The organism is Blautia sp. DFI.3.45, from assembly GCF_020593505.1.
GTDB classification, from domain to species: domain Bacteria; phylum Bacillota; class Clostridia; order Lachnospirales; family Lachnospiraceae; genus Blautia_A; species Blautia_A wexlerae.
On sequence record NZ_JAJDMI010000019.1, the window covers coordinates 26958 to 45943 of the forward strand.

The following is an 18986-nucleotide window of genomic DNA, read 5'->3' on the forward strand; positions in this document are numbered from 1 at the left end:
CCTACTTATTAAAAGCAAGTTCACATAAATTAAACATTTTAAATTTTTTGTTGCTTCAGATATTGTTCAATCCCTTTCACTATAGCTTCCACTATTTTATTCTGATATTCTTCTTTGCAGAGAAGTCCGGCCTCTTCCGGATTTGTAAGAAAACCACACTCTACAATATTCAAAACACTTTCACTTCTTTTTAACAGATAATAGGTTTTATTACCTTTTGCCACACGAGGGCGTTTTACTTTCAGTCCCAGATTCAGTTCTTCCTGGATAAACTCTGCCAGATTCTTTCCCCGGACAGAATCTTCATAATAAAACACCTGTGGACCGCATACAGACGAATCCTGATAGCTGTTCTGATGAACACTTATGCACAGCACAGGTCTGTATTTCTTTATCATAGCAATCCTGCACTGCATATCCTGTGCTTTCTGATTTCTGCTGTCCTCCTCATAAAGGCCCTTATCTTCTTCCCTTGTCATGATTACAGAAAATCCTTGTTTTTCCAGAGAATCCTTTAATTTTACGGCAATCTGAAGATTTATCCCCTTTTCTTCCAGTCCGTTCACTCCGATCATTCCCGGATCCGCTCCACCATGTCCTGCATCTACCAGAATGATTTTTGAATTTTCTGTTGAACTCATAGTCTCTGAAACTTCAGCTGCCTGTTTTGACAGAATGAGAAAACTGACAAGAAGCAGACACCCTAACATTAATTCCAGTCCATATTTTTTCAAACTAAAAACACCTCCTGAGACATCTTTTACAGTCTACGGGAAAATTCACTGTTCCTGTAGACTGGCTATAGCAATTCCATAAAATAATGCAATCAGTATTTCATAAAATTCTATATTAATATATGTTTCAGAAGATGTTTTTATAGCCTGCTGATGCAGAACTTTTAATTATTCAGATTGTCCGAGATTACCTGCCAGATTCCGTTGTTTTCAAATCCAAGCTTCCATGCAGAAACTCCTGCAAGGTCATATTTGGATACCAGCTTCACTTTCTCTGCAACTGACTGAGCATCCTCAAGCCAGATCTGATAGGTAGAATTATCTATATCATATTTTCCATAATTCTGGGAAGTGGTCTTATCCCAGTAGGTTTCCACATTATTATCTGCAATTGTCTGCTGCGCCTGATCCATACCGATTGCTTCACTGGTTACATTTCCCCCTGTGGTCCTCCACAGTCTGGTATAAAACGGAATGGCATTGATCACACGTTTAGCCGGAACCTCTTTCAGTGTATCCTGGATTCCCTGTTCCACCCATGGAAGAGATGCCACAGAACCGGCTTCAGATCCTACATAATGCTCGTCATATCCCATGATGATCACATAATCTACAACCCTTCCCTGCTCAGCCCGGTCATAATGGCTTGTAAAATCCTCAGGAACCGGATTATCCACTGAAAGAACCAAATTATTCTTATGACACTCTATGGAAAGTTCTCTCAGAAATTCCAGAAAATGAGTTCCCACATCCTCGCTGAGAGATTCAAAATCCACATTAATGCCATCCATTCCCACATCTTGGGCTGCCTGGATCAGCTGACTGATAATATTCTGTCTCGCCGCAGTGCTGGAAAGTGTTTCCGTTGTACTTACTTCCTGTGTAAAGTTGTCGATCAGTCCCCATACCTGAAGCCCCTTTTCATGAGCCTGTGATACATAATCTGCACTTGCGATGCTTGCAATGTTTCCTGAAGTATCTGTCAGATAGAACCAGGTAGGCGAGATCACATTCACACCTGTCATATTTGCTGTCGCATCCGCAAAATAAGCATTGGCATCTGTGGAAGTCACCTGATGCCATACCATATTGACCTTGCTGTCCATAGTAAGATAGGAGTACTCTTCCTTCTTAAAGCTTCGTTCAAATTTTGTCTTCTCTGCTTCTCCCACTTTCTTCTTATCTATATAACCAATATATCCGTCATCCGTAGCTACCTGATCCCAGTTCTCCAATTCTTCGATAAGACGAAGCTTTGTACCTTTCTTTACAGAAGTAAGAATAGCCGATTTAATTCCACCGCGGTAACGTATGCTTGTATTCTTCTTAACTGTGACTGTTTTTACATTTTTGAATTTATACTGTATGGCAATCCTGTATGGATCTTTTGTGATGTATGCATCAAGATCTGTAAATTCCTGCACATAAGTAAGATTCAGATACACTTTGTCATCTTTCACCCATACCTTATCTCCTGCCTCAGATGATGCACTCGCAGAAGTCAGCTCCGAAGGTGTTGCATAAAGTATCTGCTGATTGGCAGAATCCCAGTAATATCTCTGGTTCAGATAAGTATTCACCACATCCAGTGGTAAATAGACTCTGTCTCCGTCCACCAGACCACGTTCTTCCAGTTTCTCAGTTCCAATGACCAGGGCAATCTCCCCATCTGTCATTTCTCCATAATATTCATTCAGATCCATTTTCTCAGAAGATGGTATGTACTTCATTACTACATGAGTGACAATTCCAAGAATCGCAACAAGAATGACCAAAACGGCAACTGCGATAACTGGTTTATACTTTTTATTCATAGTATTTTTCCTTTCAGTAAATATTGTGTTACCGGAAACAAAGCAGACAGTAACACGATTGCTATTGATACATCAGCTCACAGAAAGGTATTTCATATAGTTATTTTGAGTATGATGTACCAGTATTATTAACTGTATCGGTAACTTGATGATACTGGCTTAAGTATACCATAAAATATTACAATTGTATTGCAAAATCGTATTTTTCACAAATTTTTAAGATATGCGTAATTATATTCTTATGCTGCCCGAAGGCATTATGAACATCGGGGGGACTGGTTCAGAATCTGTTCGGGCAGCTTTCTCTTTTGTTATTTTTCTTTGACGAAATCAAAATCCACACGAGCGATCCGTCCTTTTTCATCTTCAACGTAATCACGCATGTATCCACCACCTTCTGCAATCTGACAGGCTTTTGCAATTGTTTTCGGATTACTGAGTATACCATTCAGATACAGAGAAATTCCCTGTTCACGATAACTCTTCAATTCTTTTTCCAGTGGTTTACGCATGCTCTTTTTGGTTGCCCGTGATATATTTTCCGTAAGCTTACCTCCCTTCTTTCATAAGATTTTTTAGAAAGCACCTTATCGGCTGTTGAAAAAACAATATCCCTGCACCTGTTTTATCGTTACTGTGAACGGAGTGAACAGTAACGTTTCAACTTCTTATCATCATGGAAATTTTACCTGTACATTGCCACAGCAGGAACGCTGCATGAAAAACGGCAATGAAGTTTAGAAATAAAAGATCACTTTGGTTAATGTTTCAGATCTTCGCTTATGTGAATCGCAGGTTTACTGCTTCTTCTGTTTTCATTATATCCATCTGGTAAACAGATGCAAGTGTTTTTCTTCATTTATGTATTTTTTTCTGTTTTGTTTCTAAAAATTTAATATTTTGGTTGATTACTTATCTTTACATTTTGCAGTTCTGTGTTATATAATATAGTGTATAAAATTTTATAAATTCACAGTCAGACAATAGAATTTTTGAAGTTACTTACAGCAATTTTCCAAAGACAGCGCATCTATGGCAATCCTTTAAAATTGCTGTTCAAAAAAACAATAGTAACTTTTAATTTATCCGTAATTGTCCGCAGCTTTCAAAAGTTAAATTTTCATTATCAGAAACACTTTTAATGGATTTTCACAGGCAATTATGAAGCTGCCAGATAATTCAATGTTATTCAGAATAGGATGTGACAACATGAAGATAGAAAAGATCAACGACAACCAGATACGCTGCACACTGACAAGAGAAGACCTGGAGAACCATCAGATCCGTATCAGTGAACTGGCTTACGGCACTGAGAAAGCCAAGAAACTTTTCCGCGATATGATGCAGCAGGCACAGATACAGTTTGGTTTTGAGGCAGATAATATTCCATTAATGATCGAGGCCATCCCGGTGAGTACCGAGAGCATCATCCTGATCATTACCAAAGTAGAGGATCCTGAAGAACTGGATACCCGTTTCTCCAAATTTGCTCCATTCAGAGGGAATGATAAGACAGATACTCTTCAGCTTGACGGTGCAGACAATATTATTGATATCTTCCAGAAGCTTTACGAAGCAAAGATGAAGAGTACTCAGACAAAAGATGGCAAATCTGCTCAGAATACCGGAGCAAAGGAAAATGACGATACTCAGGTTCCTGATGTAAATCTTATCCGTCTCTATGAGTTCGACACACTGGACGATGTGATTGCGGCCGCCCATGGACTGAACGGCTATTTTACCGGTGCAAACACCCTGTACAAAGATCCGGCCGATGAGCTTTACAAACTGGTACTTCACCAGTCATCACTTTCTCCGGAGGATTTTAACAGGGTATGTAATATTCTTACGGAATATGGACAGGGAAAGGCTTTCTCTCTTTCAGGAGAAGCTTATCTGACAGAACATGGAGAACTGATTTCCGATTCTGCCCTTCAGCAGCTGATTCAACTGTAATAATTTTCATAATTAAAAGAGCATTCAGTTTTCATCTGGAAGCTCTTTTCTTATACCATAGTAAATTACAGATTTCTCAAAAAAGGATGTCCTGAACTTATTCAGAACATCCTTTTTACATGTCAGTCTATGACAATTCAACAATTGTCATAGTCCGTCATATGATTACCTTTCAGGAAGATTATTCTCCAAGAAAATCATTAATCTGGTTAACCAGTACATCAACATCCAGTCCATGAACCATAGCTGCTTCTTCGAGAGATTCCATCTGGGAAGATGGGCATCCAAGGCAATGCATTCCTGCTCTCATAAGAATCGGTGCGATATTTGCATCAATCTGAAGAAGCTGACCGATCAGCATGTCTTTTGATACTTTAGCCATTGTATATTTCCTCCTTAATTTTTCTTCATACTACTCAGCTTTTATAGCTTCTGATATTATAATACTATTTTACTCTGGAATCAACTGCAAACTTTTAATTTTATCGTTCCTCCCTGAAATACGGAAGTCCCAGCGCAGCAGGCGGCTGGTGTTCCTTTTTCTTTCGGAAGCTTGTGAATACCAGTACGATAATCGTTACCACATAAGGCAGTGCTTTAAATACTTCCTGCATGCTTCGTCCAAGTCCCGGGATATAAAGATACAGAATATAAAGAGCTCCGAACAGGAATGCTCCCCAGATTGCATTCAGTGGTTTCCATAATGCAAAGATTACCAGTGCAACAGCAAGCCAGCCACGATCTCCAAAACCATTGTCTGTCCAGGTTCCTCCTGAATATTCCATTACGAAATAGAGTCCGCCCAGACCTGCCAGACCTGCACCGATACAGGTTGACAGATATTTATATTTGATAACATTGATACCTGCTGCATCTGCAGTTCCCGGATTTTCACCGATTGCCCTGAGATTCAATCCCGCTCTTGTCTTGAACAGAAAAAACGATAACAGGACTGCTATAATAATACAGAGATATGTAAGGAAACCATAATTAAATAAAATACCTCCGATAACCGGAATCTTAGACAATCCCGGGATTTTTGCCGTATAGGCACTTCCTGTTACTTTTACGGAAATCTGTCCTACACCGCCTGCAAGCTTGGAAATAGAACCGCCAAAGAAGTTACCAAAACCTGTACCAAAAATGGTAAGTGCAAGACCTGTTACATTCTGATTTACACGAAGTGTGATAGTCAGGATACTGTAAATCAGACCACCGATTGCAGCACATGCAAACGCACACAAAAACGATATCAGTACACCCACAAGTGCATTGGGATCAGGATTATCCTTCTCATAGAGGAAAGCTCCCATCAAACCTGAAATGCCGCCCATATACATAATTCCCGGAATACCAAGATTCAGGTTACCGGATTTCTCTGTCATAATCTCACCAAGCGCCCCATACAGAATACAGATGCCCTGGACAATTGCTTTTTGAATAAAAACTATCAGTACACTCATTGCCGCTACCTCCTATTTCTTTGCACGCTTTACTCTGTAGTTGATAAAGAATTCTGCACCGATCAGGAAAAACAGAATGATTCCCAGAAGAACATTGGAAGCATTCTCATTCAGTCCATACTGTGTTGCAATCTGTACGGCACCCTGGTCCATAAATACGATGCCAAAGGAAACTGCAACCATAATAAATGTATTAAACTTGGAAAGCCATGCGACAATGATCGCAGTAAATCCACGACCGCCTGCTGTTGCAGTGGAAATCGTATGGCTGGCTCCGCTGACAATAACAAAACCTGCGATACCACAGATTGCACCGGAGATTGCCATTGTACGGATAATAACCTTTTTCACCTGGATACCGGCATATCTGGCAGTATTCTCGCTCTCACCTACTACTGCGATCTCATAGCCCTGCTTGCAGTATTTCAGATAAATGAACATTCCCACTGTCAGAATCAGGACAATGACTACATTCCAGCCATATTTCTGTCCGAACAGTTCCGGAAGCCATCCGCCTTTTGTAGCCTGATTGATGATTCCGACTGTATTGGAACCTTTCGGATTTTCCCAGAATACAATACAATAAGTTACTACCTGCATGGCAACATAATTCAACATCAGAGTAAACAATGTCTCATTTGTATTCCAGTTTGCTTTAAATACAGCCGGGATCATTCCCCAGATCATTCCGCCAAGTGCACTTGCCACAAACATTACGATCAGGAGTAACCCTGTAGGCATCTTATCTCCTGCATAGATCATGACGGCAGCAGAGCAGGCACCACCGATCAGGATCTGACCTTCTGCACCGATGTTCCAGAATTTCATTTTAAATGCAGGTGCCAGACCAATGGAAATACACAGCAGTACCATTGTATCTCGTATGGTCTGCCACAGACGGCGTTCCGAACCCATTGCTCCATCCCAGATTGCCTTATAGACATCCACCGGATTCATCTTTACCAGGGCAACGATCACCGCTCCGCACACGATCAGTGCAAGGATCAATGCAATGAAACGGATCAGAAGACGTTCCTGCCATCTGGCTTTGTTTCTTCTTTTACTTACCTGTAAGAAAGGTTCTTTCTTCATGCCTGTGTCCCTCCTTTTTCATGCTTCGTCATAAGAAGCCCGATTTCTTCTTTCGTTGCAGTTCTTCCATCCTCAATTCCGCTGATTTTACCTCCGCAGAACACTGCAATCCTGTCACACAGTTCAAGAACTACATCAAGATCCTCAATAACACAGACTACTGCAACCCCTTTTTTCTTCTGTTCATTCAGAAGACGGTAGATCACATGGGAGGTATTGACATCCACCCCTCGAGTCGGGAAAGCTACCAGAAGCACTTTCGGATTCTGGGCGATTTCTCTTCCTACCAGAACCTTCTGTACATTTCCTCCTGACATCTGACGGACAGGTGCAGAAATACTTGGAGTCATGACTTCAAGCTGTTCTTTAATTTTTAATGCCAGTGCCTTTGGACCTTTTCGATCCAGGAATGGACTTTTGCCATTGCGATAGCTTCTGAGCATCATATTATCGGTCATATCCATATCGCCCACAAGCCCCATACCAATACGGTCTTCCGGAACAAAAGCAAGGCTGATCCCTGCTTTATTAATGGAGATAGAATCCATTCCTGCAAGCTCTGTTCCTTTTCCATTGTCATCAAGCAGGGTGATCGAACCGCTCTCTATTGCCTGGAGTCCTGCAATTGCCTCCAGAAATTCTTTCTGGCCGCTTCCGGAAATGCCGGCAATACCCAGAATCTCTCCTGCATTTACTGTCAGATCAACATCATCCAGAGTTTTTACCTCTTCTTTGTTTTTACAGTTCAGACCTTTGACCACTAATCGTTTCTTTACATTCTCCGGTTCAGGACGGTCGATATTGAGATCTACTCTGCCGCCTACCATCATCTCTGACAGACTCTGTGCATTTGCCTGAGCTGTTTCTACTGTATCAATATACTTTCCTTTTCTGAGGATTGCCACACGGTCTGATAACGCCAGAACTTCCTGGAGTTTGTGCGTGATGATCATAATGGAACATCCATCTTTTCTCATATTTCTCAAAATATCGAATAACCGGTCAGACTCCTGTGGTGTCAGAACTGCGGTCGGCTCATCCAGGATCAGAATCCTTGCACCGCGGTAGAGCATCTTTATGATCTCAACTGTCTGCTTCTGAGAAACGGACATTTCGTAGATCTTCTGTGACAGATCCAATTCAAATCCATATTTATCTACCAGCTTCTGAATATCCTCTGTGATCTTCTTCATGTCCAGCTTTCCCTTTCCCGGAAGTCCCAGAACAATATTCTCTGCTGCTGTCAGTACATCTACCAGTTTAAAATGCTGATGTACCATACCGATTCCCAGTTCATAGGAATCTTTCGGTGAACGGATCGTTACTTCTTTTCCATTTACAAAAATATGTCCTTCATCCGGATAATAAATTCCATAGATCATATTCATCAGAGTTGTCTTTCCGCTTCCGTTTTCCCCCAGAATTGCAAGAATCTCCGATTTTCTCAGTGTGAGATCTACATGATCATTCGCCTGGACCGAACCAAAACTCTTGGAAATATCTCTAAGTTCAAGTGCATAGTTTTCTCCCACTATCGTTTCCTCCTTTTATCTAATGATATCCAATCTACAGTAAAAGTCCTGTCTCTTTGACTGCCGATATCATTTAATCCTACTTCTGAATTATGGAATTGCTCTCCTGTATACTCCATAATACAGCAAAAGAAACCTTCTGTCAGAAGACTTCAAGACTTCTTTTGCACGTACGATATGAAAACAGCAGAGCTGCCGCCCGGGCAGCCCTGCTGTCGTAAATTGCTCCGCGCTTTGCAGCTCTAGCAATTTTCTTATTCTGTAATAGATGTAATTCCATCAATCGCAATATCAAATGCAGGTGCGGAACCATATTCAGATTCATGGAAGTATCCGTCAGAAATATACTCTGTATCACCCTTCTTATAAGTATCAAGTTCTTTGCCGTCTACTGTAAATGCAGATGTATCAAATACATGAAGGGATCCATCAATGAGCGCATCTTCCACTTCTTTGACCTTTTCTTCTGTACCCTCTGCTACAGTTTTGTCATTGAGAGCTGTGATCTTATCTGCACCTTCCGCAAATCCTTTACACCAGTCAGTATCAATTGCTGTGCCGTCAAGCATACACTGTACTGCGTATGTATAATATACACCCCAGTCCATAGATGCAGAAGTAAGTGCTGTGTTCGGAGCAACAGATGTCATATCAATATTATAACCTACACATGGAACTCCTGCTGCTTCGCATGCTGTAGGAGCACCTGTTGTATCTGCATGCTGGCTGATCAGTACACAGCCGTCAGAGATCAGAGCATCTGCGCACTCTTTCTCAAGGTCAAAGCTTGCCCAGCTGTTTGTATATTTTACTTCCATTGTTACAGACGGGCATACGCTCTTCGCGCCAAGATAGAAAGCTGTATAACCGGAGATAACCTCTGCGTATGGGAATGCACCTACATAACCCATCTTGCATGCGTCTTCTTTTACTGTGCCGTCCTCGATCATTTCATTCAGTTTCAGACCTGCAACTACACCTGACACGTAACGTGCTTCGTAAATATTTGTAAAATAGTTATGCATATTGGAAAGTCCGCTGGATGCAGCCTGTGTTCCTGTTGCATGACAGAACTGAACCTCCGGATATTCCCCTGCTGCTTCCAGTATATAAGTCTCATGTCCAAAGCTGTTTGCAAAGATAATCTGACATCCCTGATCTGCAAGGTCTGCTGCCGCATCATAGCATCCTTCATCTTCACCGATGAGAGTTTTCTCAATAATCTGAGAATCGTCAAGACCAAGCTTCTCTTCCATCTCATCAATTCCTTTCATATGAGCAGCCGTGTAACCTTCATTCTCATCACCGATATAGATCACTCCTACTTTCAGGTCCTCTTTTGCAATCCCTTTACCTTCATCTTCTGCAAATACCGGTGCACTCATGGAAACCGCCATTACTGCTGCAAGTCCAATTGCCAATGCTTTCTTCATTCTTCATTCCTCCATTCTTTCTATTTGTTTTCTGATTCCTGCTACGGAACAAAAGAGGCACAACTTTCTGTGTTATGCCTCCTTGCAAGTATCTTTACTATAACCGTTTATGTCTGAATTGTCAATAAATTCAGCAAAAACGCACTTTCTTTTTGATACTCTTATTTTTTTTGTATATTAACAGACTATTTTCCATCATACAAATGCCTGTATTTTGGCAGGATAATTTCTCTGCTCGGACAGACATTCACATGCCCGTCAGCTATTTGTAATCTGCAGGTAAAGTAAGCAAATGCTAACTTAATATTATTTTATAATGTATCTGATTTTATACTTGTAATTCAGACAAAGATATATTAAAATGTATGCAGAACCCCGAAAGGGGCCTAAAACGTTATTACGATAAGGAGGATTCTAATTATGGCATATGTAATTTCAGACGAATGTGTAAGCTGTGGAACATGCGAAAGCGAATGTCCTGCAGAAGCTATCTCTCAGGGAGATGAGCATTATGTAATCGACGCTGATGCATGCTTAGACTGCGGAACATGTGCAGATGCATGTCCAACAGAGGCTATTCATCCAGCAGAATAATTCATGATTTCAAAACAGCTTCATCTCTGTTTACCGCAGAGACGAAGCTGTTTTCTTTATGGATAACTTTTACAAATGTTTTCTTCTGATCCTCCTGCTTCTTTTTTCCAGTGCTGCAGCAGCCTCTTTTCTCGCAAGCTGTCTGTTACGGATCGTTTCATCCAGATCCCGGCACTGGTCTTCTCCCTCTTTTTTCATATGTATCTCCTGAGCGATCAGACGTTCCATGATTTTCTGAAATTCAAGTATTTTTTCCCTCTCAGGCTGTTCATCTTCAAGAAGCTTCACTTTGCTCGCAGTAGTCCCGGGTGCAGTCCTTGAAATTCTTGGAACCAGTTCTTTGATTGCTCTCAGAGCAAGTCCTCTTTTCTTTAGTTCCTTTATATTAGCCAGAAGCGTAATATCATTTCCTGTATAGTAACGATGTCCCTGCTCATTCCTGCATATCCTCAGTTCCAGTTCTTCCTCCCAGTACCGAAGGACCGATGCCCTCACGCCAAGGATTTCTGCGGTCTGAGTCACAGTATACCGCTGCTCCATGCTGCCCCTCCTCCTTTTGAGTCCATTTTTTCATCAGAAACCACTGATGCATATCAACAACTCAATCTATCACCTGATATCATTGAACCACTGCACTGTAAAAACAGCTGTCGTAATCCTGATATCATGTATATTTATTATAAAACGCCATACCGAGATTGCAAGAAGTTTCGATTGACAAACTTCCCTATAAAACTTTATTTTGACACAAAAAAACAGGGAAACAGTACCGGATTCTCCCCCTGATACTGTTTCCCTGTAAAATTTTTCTATAGCAATCCTCGTAAATAATGCATTTAAGACAATTCAGCAGGATTTCGCACTCTGATGGGCTGGATTAAGATGCATTATTTTAGAGGATTGCTATAATATTATTCAAGTCAAAGATCAAACTCCTCTGAGATAGATTATTTCTTCATATTCACAAACTGTGTATATCTCGGCAGCCATACCAGTTCTACTGTTCCGATGGGACCGTTTCTCTGTTTGGCAATGATGATCTCTGCAATGTCCTTCTTCTCTGTATCCTTATGATAATAGTCATCTCTGTAGATAAACATTACCACATCGGCATCCTGTTCAATGGCTCCGGATTCTCGAAGATCCGAAAGCATTGGTCTGTGATCCGGACGCTGTTCCACCGCACGGCTGAGCTGAGACAATGCGATCACCGGCACATTCAGCTCTCTGGCAAGAGCTTTCAGAGAACGGGAAATATCTGAAATTTCCTGCTGTCTGGAATCACTTTTTCCACTTCCGCTCATCAGCTGCAGATAGTCGATCATGATAATCCCGAGATTATGTTCCAGCTTATATTTCCTGCATTTGGAGCGCATTTCCGCAATGGAAATACCCGGCGTGTCATCAATGATCAGATTGGATTTACCGATGATATCTGCTCCTTCTACCAGTTTTGTCCAGTCCTCGTCTTTCAGATTACCTGTTCTCATATTCTGGGAATCTACATGAGATTCCATTGCCAGAAGTCGGTTCACCAGCTGTTCCTTTGACATTTCCAGACTAAATATGGCAACTGTGACATCCTTTCGGAATGCCATGTACTGTGCAATATTCAGTACAAAGGCTGTCTTTCCCATGGAAGGACGGGCTGCGATCAGCACCAGATCAGAAGGATGCATACCGGATGTTTTATAATCCAGATCCATAAAGCCTGTGGGAATACCTGTTACAGAACCCTTAAGCTTAGACGCTTTCTCAATGTTATTAATGGCATTCAGAACTACCTGCTGGATTGGAACATATTCTTCATTGTTGCGTCTCTGAAGAATATTGAACAGTTTTTTTTCTGCTTCTTCCAGAATAATCTCTGTATTCTCCTTCTCCAGGTAGCAGGTGTTGGCAATCTCTTCATTTGCCTTGATAAGTCTGCGAAGGACTGCTTTCTCACTGACGATCTTTGCGTAGTACTTCACATTTGCAGAAGTAGGAACCGCTGAGATCAGATCTCTTACATATTCCATGCTGCTGATATCCGGCGGGAGTTCTTTCTCCTTTAAACGATTCTGAAGGGTCACCAGATCTACCGGTTTCCCTTCATTACACAATTCCACCATTGCATCAAAGATGATGCCATATTGTTTCTGATAAAAATCATCGCTGGTAAGTATCTCAGATGCCACAAGAATCGCATCTCTGTCCAAGATCATTGAGCCGATTACAGACTGCTCTGCCTCTATACTGTGGGGGAGTATTCTTTTAATCAGCGCTTCTTCCATTCTTTATCCCTCCGGAAGACTTATGCTTCTTTTACCCATACTTTAAGAGTTCCTGTTACCTTAGGATGTAATCTGACAGGCACCTGGGTAACACCAAGTGTACGGATTGGCTCAGGAAGCTGCAGTTTCTTTTTATCAATGTCAAGATTTAACTGTTTCTTTGCTGCTTCGGAGATTTCTTTGGAAGAAACGGAACCAAAGGTTCTTCCGCCTTCTCCTGTTTTCAGTGTAAGGATGATTTCTTTTGTCTCGAGATCCTTTGCAAATGCCTGTGCTGCTTCATATACTTCTTTTGCGACCTTCTCTTCGTTTGCTTTCTGAAGTTTCAGATCATTTAAATTCTTAGGAGTTGCCTCCAGCCCCAGTTTCTTAGGAAGGATCATGTTTCTTGCATATCCGTCACTTACATTTACGATCTGTCCCTTTTTTCCAAGTGCTTTTACGTCTTCAAGTAAGATTACTTTCATTTTGTGTTTTCCTCCTGATATTCCTGATCTATGATGTCTTTAAGCATTCTCTCCACCTCATCCGGAGAAGCCTTGACCTGGGCACCGGCAATATTCATATGACCGCCTCCGCCCATCTTTTCCATCATTACCTGTACATTGACTTCGTCAATAGCCCTGGCACTGATATAAACTTCATTATTGTACTGAGTCAGTACAAACGATGCCTTAACCCCTGCAATATTCAGAAGCTCATTGGCTGCCTGTGCTCCTGTAACTGTAGGACTGTCCAGATTTTCACTTGGACATCTGGCAATGGCATAGCATTCTCTGTAAATCTGTGCAGTTCTCACTGCTTCTGCACGTGCCTGATAAGATTTCAGATCATCCCTTAACAGTTTACGTACTCTGGTCACGTCTGCTCCACTCCTTCTTAAGAATGCAGCAGCCTCAAAGGTACGTACACCTGCTCTTGTAGTAAAATTGTTTGTATCGATCATAATTCCCGCATAGAGACAGTCAGCCTCCATATTGCGGATACGCAGGTCATCCGAGAAATACTGCAGGATCTCTGCTACCATCTCACAGGCTGAGGATGCATAAGGCTCCACATAGGAAAGCACCGCATTCTCTATCACTTCGCTTCCCCGCCTGTGATGATCCAGCACAACAATTGTCTTTGTCATGTGCAGAAGCTCCTCGCATTCCGTATAGCTTGGTCTGTTAGTATCAACTACAACCACCACTGTATTGTTATCTACCATATCTTTAGCCTGCTCGCTGTCCACAAACATAGATGGCTCGTAGTCTGGATTATTCACATATCCTGCGATCAACGGTCTGATAGATTTTGTCGGATCATTCACTACAATACTGACAGATTTTCCAAGTGTTTTACCTGCACGGAAAATACCGATTGCTGCTCCCAACGCATCCACATCTGTGATTTTATGTCCCATGACAACGACTCTGTCTTTCGTACTCATAAACTCTTTCAGTGCCTGCGCTTTTACCCTGGCTTTTACGCGGGTATTCTTCTCCATCTGCTGAGTCTTTCCGCCGTAATAGGTAATATTATTTCCATTCTTAATAACAACCTGATCACCGCCACGTCCAAGTGCCATCTCTATAGCAATACGTGAATACTCATAATTTTGAATATACGTGGAGGCATTCAGTCCCACACCAATACTCAAAGTGATTGCCATCTCATTTCCGATATTAACTGTTTTAACCTCGTCCAGAATATGAAATCTCTGTTCTTTCAGAGCCTCAAGCGAACTCTGGCGCATGATCAGGAAATATTTGTCCTTCTCAAGTTTCTTTACAAGACCATCGAAATTGGAAAAATATTTCGTAATCTTCCGGTCAATCAGAGCAATCAGAAGTGAACGTCTCACATCCTCTACACTCTCAAGTGCTTCCTCATAGTTATCCAGATAAGCCAACGCTACAACAAGCTTATTGTCTTCATTCTTTTTAATGTAAGACTTCAGTTCTGTATCGTCATACAGATACATGGCGATCAGGCTGACATTCCTGTTTGAATTCTCCAGAAACTCACTTTTGGCAACCACTTCACCAAGAGACACCCTCTGCATGGAAATACGATAAGTCTTCTCTCCAAATCGAGTACTGATCTCAACAGTCTCTTTCTTATCTGCAACCGGTAATTTGTCAGCTGTTACATCCGGAAAAACAGTGCTGACATTTTTCTTATAAAACTGATCTTTACCTGTAAGCTCCGCAAATACTTTGTTGGACCAGATCATTCTGCCATTCATATCCATAATGGCATAGGGCAATGCCAGTTCTTCAAGGATTCTCTTTTCAAGCGAATCATACTGATTGGCAAAGGCTATCAGTTCATTTACAATGAACGGTCTGTGGCATCGGAGTATTATTACTGCACATCCCACATAAATCAGGATTCCACCTGACACAATAATACCAGCCTTCACGCTGACAAAATATACCCAGATATTAAGTACGATCAGTAAAGCCGAGAGAATCAGAGGCCACCGCATGAATGCTTTCATATGCCCTTTTAATTTCAGTTTATCACTCATATCTTTCTTTCCGTTCTTCATCATTCTATTTGTTTCGCCTGTACACAGCAAATGTGCTGCATATAGGCAGGTTCTGTGAAAAACGCCCTTTGAATCATATTATAACAGATTTGAACAGAATTTACCATAGCAACAGAAGAACGCACAAAAATAATGGTTATTGTGTGTTACTGTTCACTCCGTGCCCAGTAACACGCTTCGCGATGCACAGAATTTATGCTATTCGCATAAATTCGCGCGGTATGTCTCGGGATTTTGGCATTCTCATGCCAAAACACCTCGCGGGATAGTGACGTGTGAACAGTAACTATTGTGTTACTGTTCATTCTGTTCTATAGCAATTCTCGTAAATAATGCAAAAATGCTGCTCCGCCAAATGCGGAGCAGCATTTATCATCTTCAGAATTAGTCCTGGATGTATGGCATCATAGACATATGACGTGCTCTCTTGATAGCAACTGTCAGTGCTCTCTGATGTTTTGCACAGTTTCCTGTAATTCTTCTTGGAAGGATTTTTCCTCTTTCAGAAACATATTTTCTTAATTTTGCTACATCCTTGTAGTCGATCTCGTTATTCTCTTTACCACAGAATACGCAAACTTTTTTTCTTCTGCGGCCGCCTCTTCTCTTCATTGGAGAGTCTGGTCTTTCGCCTCTATTGTAAGCCATGATTGCTTTCCTCCTATTTTATTCTATCAGTTTGTATTAAATAAACGGCAGTTCTTCATCAATTCCATCCGGAATGTTCATGAAACCGTCTGCACTGGCTGCTCCCGGAGCCGGCATGGATGGTGCAGGTGCAGGGGATGATGTCTGAGGATGGGAAGCTGCGTAATTATCGCTGGCCGCCTTGCTCTCAGCAAACTCCTGTTCCTCAACTACTACCTCTGTGGTATAAACCTTCTGGCCATCACGATTGGTGTAGCTGCCTGTCTGAATGCGTCCTGAAACAATGATCTTAAGTCCCTGACGGAAATACTTCTCAGCAAACTCGGCTGTACGTCCAAAGGATACACAACTGATAAAGTCTGCTGTTGCTTCACCGTCACGGCGGAATCTTCTGTCTACTGCCAGTGTATATCTGGCAATTGCCAATGCATTCTCTCCTGCGGAATATCTCACCTCAGGATCTCTTGTTAAGCGTCCCATTAAAATTACTTTGTTCATATAAATACCTCTTCGTTTCTGCTTTGAATGGTTGAACGGATCAATTAATGGTGCCTTCTAAAATCCACCCTGTATAAGATTATGCGTCTTTTCTTACGACTAAGTATCTTAATACATTGTCCATGATGCGAACGTGTCTTTCAACTTCCGCCGGGCACTGTGCGTCTGCTTCAAACTGAATGAAATAGTAGAAGCCTTCATGCATTTTCTGAATTTCGTAAGCTAATTTTTTCTTACCCCATTCTTCTACTTCTGTGATAGTGCCGTTGTAACGTGTGATGTATCCTTTTGCTTTCTCAACAACTGCATCACGTACTTCGTCTTCAACTTTTGCACTAACAACTAATGCTAACTCGTACTTGTTCATGTCTTGCTTTACCTCCTTATGGTCTGTTGGCCCTTTGCCTGTCAAAGAGCAAGGATATAAAATATATCACGAGTGTTGATTCTAACATAGTTTTTGGTGTCTGTAAAGTACTATTTTTCTTTTTTTATCAAATTTTTAGTATTTTTCTCAACCATCTTGCGCGGTACCATGATCTGATGTCCGCATCCTGTACATTTCAGGCGGAAATCAGCACCTACCCTTAAGATTTCCCAATCTCTGCTTCCGCAGGGATGGACTTTCTTTAATGTAACAATATCACCAACTTCATAGGGAAGTCCCATAATCTCTTACTCCTCTTATATAACTTTAACAGTAACCTGAACAGTTACCCTTAACCGGCTTTAACAGTGAATCTGTGCAAACACCTGTCCGATCGGCCCCTGGATCAGAAGGTCTGCATATCTGTCTCTCGGAGTCGGGGATTTGTTGATCACTACAAGGTGCTCTCCCCGGAAGTAATCGATCAGTCCTGCTGCCGGGTAAACAGCCAGGGAAGTTCCCCCTATGATCAGCACCTGTGCCTCTGAGATTGCCTTCACTGCTTCATTGATCGTCTGGTTGTCCAGACCTTCCTCATACAATACCACATCCGGCTTGATAATTCCACCACATTCACATCTTGGAACACCTGCAGATGCTTTCATATGTGCAAAATCATAGAATCTGTGGCATTTCATGCAGTAATTACGGTGTACGCTTCCATGAAGCTCCAGCACTTTCTTACTACCCGCCATCTGATGCAGATTGTCTATATTCTGGGTGATAACAGCTTTCAGCTTGCCTGCCTGCTCCAGTTCTGCCAGCTTCAGATGTGCTGCATTTGGTTTTGCAGTGTCACAAAGCATCTTGTCTCTGTAGAATTTGAAAAATTCTTCCGGCTTTCTCATAAAGAATGTATGGCTTAAGATCGTTTCCGGAGGATAGTCATATTTCTGATGATAAAGTCCGTCCTGACTTCTGAAATCCGGGATTCCGCTCTCTGTGGAAACACCTGCTCCGCCGAAGAAGACAATATTGTCATATTTGTCTACAAGTTCCTGTAATCTCTCAACTTCTCCTGCCATTTAGAATTCCTCCTTTATTTTTTCCAAACACTGTTACTGAAATTTTATCATCTGAATTTTTATCGTCTGCTTTTACAGCAATACGATTTTCTTCTGATTCAGGTAACTGCTCTTCATAATTCTACTGCCCGACATCAAGTGTATCCACACGTTTTCCCTGGACAACATAACGGGTTGCCTCGTTTCCTGTACAGGTAGACAGAGTAATGATCTTGTCCTTTATGTTCATTCCTTCTGCATCTGTCCGGATCTCGGAATATCCTCTGATCTTCTCCAGATATTTTTCAAATTCCTCACCAGGTCCCTTAAACAGTGTATAGGTATCACTGTTCACACCTGTGGTGTACGCAGAAATAATCTCATACCTGTAGTTTTTCTCAGGTGTAAAGATCCAGAAATATTTGCTCTTCTTATAAGTCTCTTCATCCTGTGTAAACTTCTTAAGCTGAGCAAACATGGAACCATTTTTCATATTATGGCCATACACGATCGTATTACAGTCACTGAAATCCCCTTTGTTTTCATAATCCACAAAGATAGTACCTGCAAAATTGTAATTCTTCTCATAGGTTCTGTGAAGATAAGTTTCATTGTCTTTGCCATGCACAATGGGATAATTGATATCCGGCACTGCTTCCACATAAATCCATCCCACTACATCATCATTTACACTTTTAAGAGATGCAAAGTCAATATCCATAGGCGCTTTCAGTTCACTGCCTGCCTCCGGCCCTGCTGCTTCTCCATCCGGATCTCGTTCTGTTACTGCCATCTGTGTGATTGAATTGTACTCATCCGTACCTTTCTTATATTCTGTATAAATATGAAACAGATTATATCCTGCATAACAGAATACACAGATTGCTGCGATCAGAACAACCGTCAACACAACATCCCCTGCTGTCTTCTTTTTTTTAGGCTGTTTTTCTGACATTCTTCCTCCATTTCCGCAGCACAT

20 protein-coding genes are annotated in these 18986 nt (G+C 41.5%); 2 read left to right on the plus strand and 18 right to left on the minus strand.

The annotated features are described in order from the left end of the window. Positions 1–38: 38 nt before the first annotated feature. The 3 genes from LJE09_RS08580 to LJE09_RS08590 all read right to left on the minus strand — a co-directional run bounded on the left by LJE09_RS08580 (position 39) and on the right by LJE09_RS08590 (position 3060). Complete coding sequence (locus LJE09_RS08580) at positions 39–734, minus strand: N-acetylmuramoyl-L-alanine amidase (protein WP_020993441.1); 696 nt, start codon at positions 732–734, stop codon at positions 39–41. Positions 735–898: 164 nt separating this feature from the next. Then, the gene (locus tag LJE09_RS08585; protein WP_118614970.1) at positions 899–2548 is read right to left on the minus strand and encodes a glycosyl hydrolase family 18 protein; all 1650 of its coding nucleotides are present in this window, start codon (positions 2546–2548) and stop codon (positions 899–901) included. A gap of 311 nt (positions 2549–2859) precedes the next feature. Further along, complete coding sequence (locus LJE09_RS08590; RefSeq protein ID WP_008707925.1) at positions 2860–3060, minus strand: hypothetical protein; 201 nt, start codon at positions 3058–3060, stop codon at positions 2860–2862. 697 nt (positions 3061–3757) lie between these two features. Here LJE09_RS08590 and LJE09_RS08595 point away from each other — a divergent pair. Then, a complete protein-coding gene (locus LJE09_RS08595; protein ID WP_055054059.1) occupies positions 3758–4504 on the plus strand; it encodes an adaptor protein MecA in 747 nt (248 codons plus the stop codon). Positions 4505–4685: 181 nt separating this feature from the next. On the opposite strand, the gene LJE09_RS08600 is transcribed toward LJE09_RS08595, so the two are convergent. From LJE09_RS08600 to LJE09_RS08620, 5 genes are all read right to left on the minus strand, one after another. Further along, entirely contained in the window at positions 4686–4886 is a 201-nt protein-coding gene (locus tag LJE09_RS08600) for a DUF1858 domain-containing protein (protein ID WP_008707923.1), read from the minus strand. A 100-nt stretch (positions 4887–4986) separates the two neighbouring features. Next, on the minus strand, positions 4987–5967 hold the full coding sequence (locus LJE09_RS08605) for an ABC transporter permease (RefSeq protein ID WP_008707922.1): 981 nt from the start codon (positions 5965–5967) through the stop codon (positions 4987–4989). Between the two features lie 12 nt (positions 5968–5979). After that, positions 5980–7059: an ABC transporter permease gene (locus LJE09_RS08610; RefSeq protein WP_025579970.1), complete on the minus strand. Its 1080-nt coding sequence runs from the start codon at positions 7057–7059 to the stop codon at positions 5980–5982. Beyond that, on the minus strand, positions 7056–8591 hold the full coding sequence (locus LJE09_RS08615; protein WP_227311187.1) for an ABC transporter ATP-binding protein: 1536 nt from the start codon (positions 8589–8591) through the stop codon (positions 7056–7058). The genes LJE09_RS08610 and LJE09_RS08615 overlap by 4 nt, the downstream gene beginning before the upstream one ends. 254 nt (positions 8592–8845) lie before the next feature. Then, on the minus strand, positions 8846–9976 hold the full coding sequence (locus LJE09_RS08620; protein ID WP_370792857.1) for a BMP family ABC transporter substrate-binding protein: 1131 nt from the start codon (positions 9974–9976) through the stop codon (positions 8846–8848). A 468-nt stretch (positions 9977–10444) separates the two neighbouring features. Between LJE09_RS08620 and LJE09_RS08625 the strand changes: the two genes are divergently transcribed. After that, positions 10445–10618: a DUF362 domain-containing protein gene (locus LJE09_RS08625; protein ID WP_008707918.1), complete on the plus strand. Its 174-nt coding sequence runs from the start codon at positions 10445–10447 to the stop codon at positions 10616–10618. A gap of 69 nt (positions 10619–10687) precedes the next feature. Here LJE09_RS08625 and LJE09_RS08630 read toward each other — a convergent pair whose 3' ends face one another. The 10 genes from LJE09_RS08630 to srtB all read right to left on the minus strand — a co-directional run bounded on the left by LJE09_RS08630 (position 10688) and on the right by srtB (position 18962). Then, a complete protein-coding gene (locus LJE09_RS08630) occupies positions 10688–11158 on the minus strand; it encodes a MerR family transcriptional regulator (RefSeq protein WP_227311188.1) in 471 nt (156 codons plus the stop codon). Positions 11159–11565: 407 nt separating this feature from the next. Further along, positions 11566–12894: a replicative DNA helicase gene (gene dnaB / locus LJE09_RS08635; protein ID WP_008707914.1), complete on the minus strand. Its 1329-nt coding sequence runs from the start codon at positions 12892–12894 to the stop codon at positions 11566–11568. A 20-nt stretch (positions 12895–12914) separates the two neighbouring features. After that, complete coding sequence (rplI, locus tag LJE09_RS08640) at positions 12915–13361, minus strand: 50S ribosomal protein L9 (RefSeq protein ID WP_008707912.1); 447 nt, start codon at positions 13359–13361, stop codon at positions 12915–12917. Next, complete coding sequence (locus LJE09_RS08645; protein ID WP_227311197.1) at positions 13358–15409, minus strand: DHH family phosphoesterase; 2052 nt, start codon at positions 15407–15409, stop codon at positions 13358–13360. Before LJE09_RS08645 ends, rplI begins: the two co-directional genes overlap by 4 nt. A 405-nt stretch (positions 15410–15814) precedes the next feature. After that, complete coding sequence (rpsR, locus tag LJE09_RS08650) at positions 15815–16078, minus strand: 30S ribosomal protein S18 (RefSeq protein WP_008707906.1); 264 nt, start codon at positions 16076–16078, stop codon at positions 15815–15817. A gap of 36 nt (positions 16079–16114) precedes the next feature. Continuing rightward, positions 16115–16576, minus strand: a complete 462-nt coding sequence (locus tag LJE09_RS08655) for a single-stranded DNA-binding protein (RefSeq protein WP_022380542.1) — start codon at positions 16574–16576, stop codon at positions 16115–16117. A gap of 79 nt (positions 16577–16655) precedes the next feature. After that, positions 16656–16943 (minus strand): 30S ribosomal protein S6, encoded by a 288-nt coding sequence (gene rpsF / locus LJE09_RS08660; protein WP_020993443.1) that lies wholly within the window; start codon positions 16941–16943, stop codon positions 16656–16658. 110 nt (positions 16944–17053) lie between these two features. Next, positions 17054–17245 (minus strand): DUF951 domain-containing protein, encoded by a 192-nt coding sequence (locus LJE09_RS08665; RefSeq protein WP_008707901.1) that lies wholly within the window; start codon positions 17243–17245, stop codon positions 17054–17056. Between the two features lie 60 nt (positions 17246–17305). Then, a complete protein-coding gene (locus LJE09_RS08670) occupies positions 17306–18028 on the minus strand; it encodes an NAD-dependent protein deacylase (RefSeq protein ID WP_227311189.1) in 723 nt (240 codons plus the stop codon). A gap of 121 nt (positions 18029–18149) precedes the next feature. After that, positions 18150–18962, minus strand: coding sequence for a class B sortase (gene srtB, locus LJE09_RS08675; RefSeq protein WP_055054056.1), 813 nt, complete (start codon positions 18960–18962; stop codon positions 18150–18152). Positions 18963–18986 lie beyond the last annotated feature (24 nt).

What these genes read in the sequence shown, in the direction of transcription:
- rplI (WP_008707912.1), bottom strand. Translation starts at nt 13,361, where the DNA reads ATGAAAGTAATCTTACTTGAAGACGTAAAAGCACTTGGAAAAAAGGGA.
- LJE09_RS08590 (WP_008707925.1), bottom strand. Translation starts at nt 3,060, where the DNA reads ATGCGTAAACCACTGGAAAAAGAATTGAAGAGTTATCGTGAACAGGGA.
- LJE09_RS08605 (WP_008707922.1), bottom strand. Translation starts at nt 5,967, where the DNA reads ATGAGTGTACTGATAGTTTTTATTCAAAAAGCAATTGTCCAGGGCATC.
- srtB (WP_055054056.1), bottom strand. Translation starts at nt 18,962, where the DNA reads ATGTCAGAAAAACAGCCTAAAAAAAAGAAGACAGCAGGGGATGTTGTG.
- LJE09_RS08655 (WP_022380542.1), bottom strand. Translation starts at nt 16,576, where the DNA reads ATGAACAAAGTAATTTTAATGGGACGCTTAACAAGAGATCCTGAGGTG.
- rpsF (WP_020993443.1), bottom strand. Translation starts at nt 16,943, where the DNA reads ATGAACAAGTACGAGTTAGCATTAGTTGTTAGTGCAAAAGTTGAAGAC.
- LJE09_RS08600 (WP_008707923.1), bottom strand. Translation starts at nt 4,886, where the DNA reads ATGGCTAAAGTATCAAAAGACATGCTGATCGGTCAGCTTCTTCAGATT.
- LJE09_RS08595 (WP_055054059.1), top strand. Translation starts at nt 3,758, where the DNA reads ATGAAGATAGAAAAGATCAACGACAACCAGATACGCTGCACACTGACA.
- LJE09_RS08620 (WP_370792857.1), bottom strand. Translation starts at nt 9,976, where the DNA reads ATGAGTGCACCGGTATTTGCAGAAGATGAAGGTAAAGGGATTGCAAAA.
- LJE09_RS08625 (WP_008707918.1), top strand. Translation starts at nt 10,445, where the DNA reads ATGGCATATGTAATTTCAGACGAATGTGTAAGCTGTGGAACATGCGAA.
- rpsR (WP_008707906.1), bottom strand. Translation starts at nt 16,078, where the DNA reads ATGGCTTACAATAGAGGCGAAAGACCAGACTCTCCAATGAAGAGAAGA.
- LJE09_RS08610 (WP_025579970.1), bottom strand. Translation starts at nt 7,059, where the DNA reads ATGAAGAAAGAACCTTTCTTACAGGTAAGTAAAAGAAGAAACAAAGCC.
- LJE09_RS08630 (WP_227311188.1), bottom strand. Translation starts at nt 11,158, where the DNA reads ATGGAGCAGCGGTATACTGTGACTCAGACCGCAGAAATCCTTGGCGTG.
- LJE09_RS08665 (WP_008707901.1), bottom strand. Translation starts at nt 17,245, where the DNA reads ATGGGACTTCCCTATGAAGTTGGTGATATTGTTACATTAAAGAAAGTC.
- dnaB (WP_008707914.1), bottom strand. Translation starts at nt 12,894, where the DNA reads ATGGAAGAAGCGCTGATTAAAAGAATACTCCCCCACAGTATAGAGGCA.
- LJE09_RS08670 (WP_227311189.1), bottom strand. Translation starts at nt 18,028, where the DNA reads ATGGCAGGAGAAGTTGAGAGATTACAGGAACTTGTAGACAAATATGAC.
- LJE09_RS08585 (WP_118614970.1), bottom strand. Translation starts at nt 2,548, where the DNA reads ATGAATAAAAAGTATAAACCAGTTATCGCAGTTGCCGTTTTGGTCATT.
- LJE09_RS08645 (WP_227311197.1), bottom strand. Translation starts at nt 15,409, where the DNA reads ATGAGTGATAAACTGAAATTAAAAGGGCATATGAAAGCATTCATGCGG.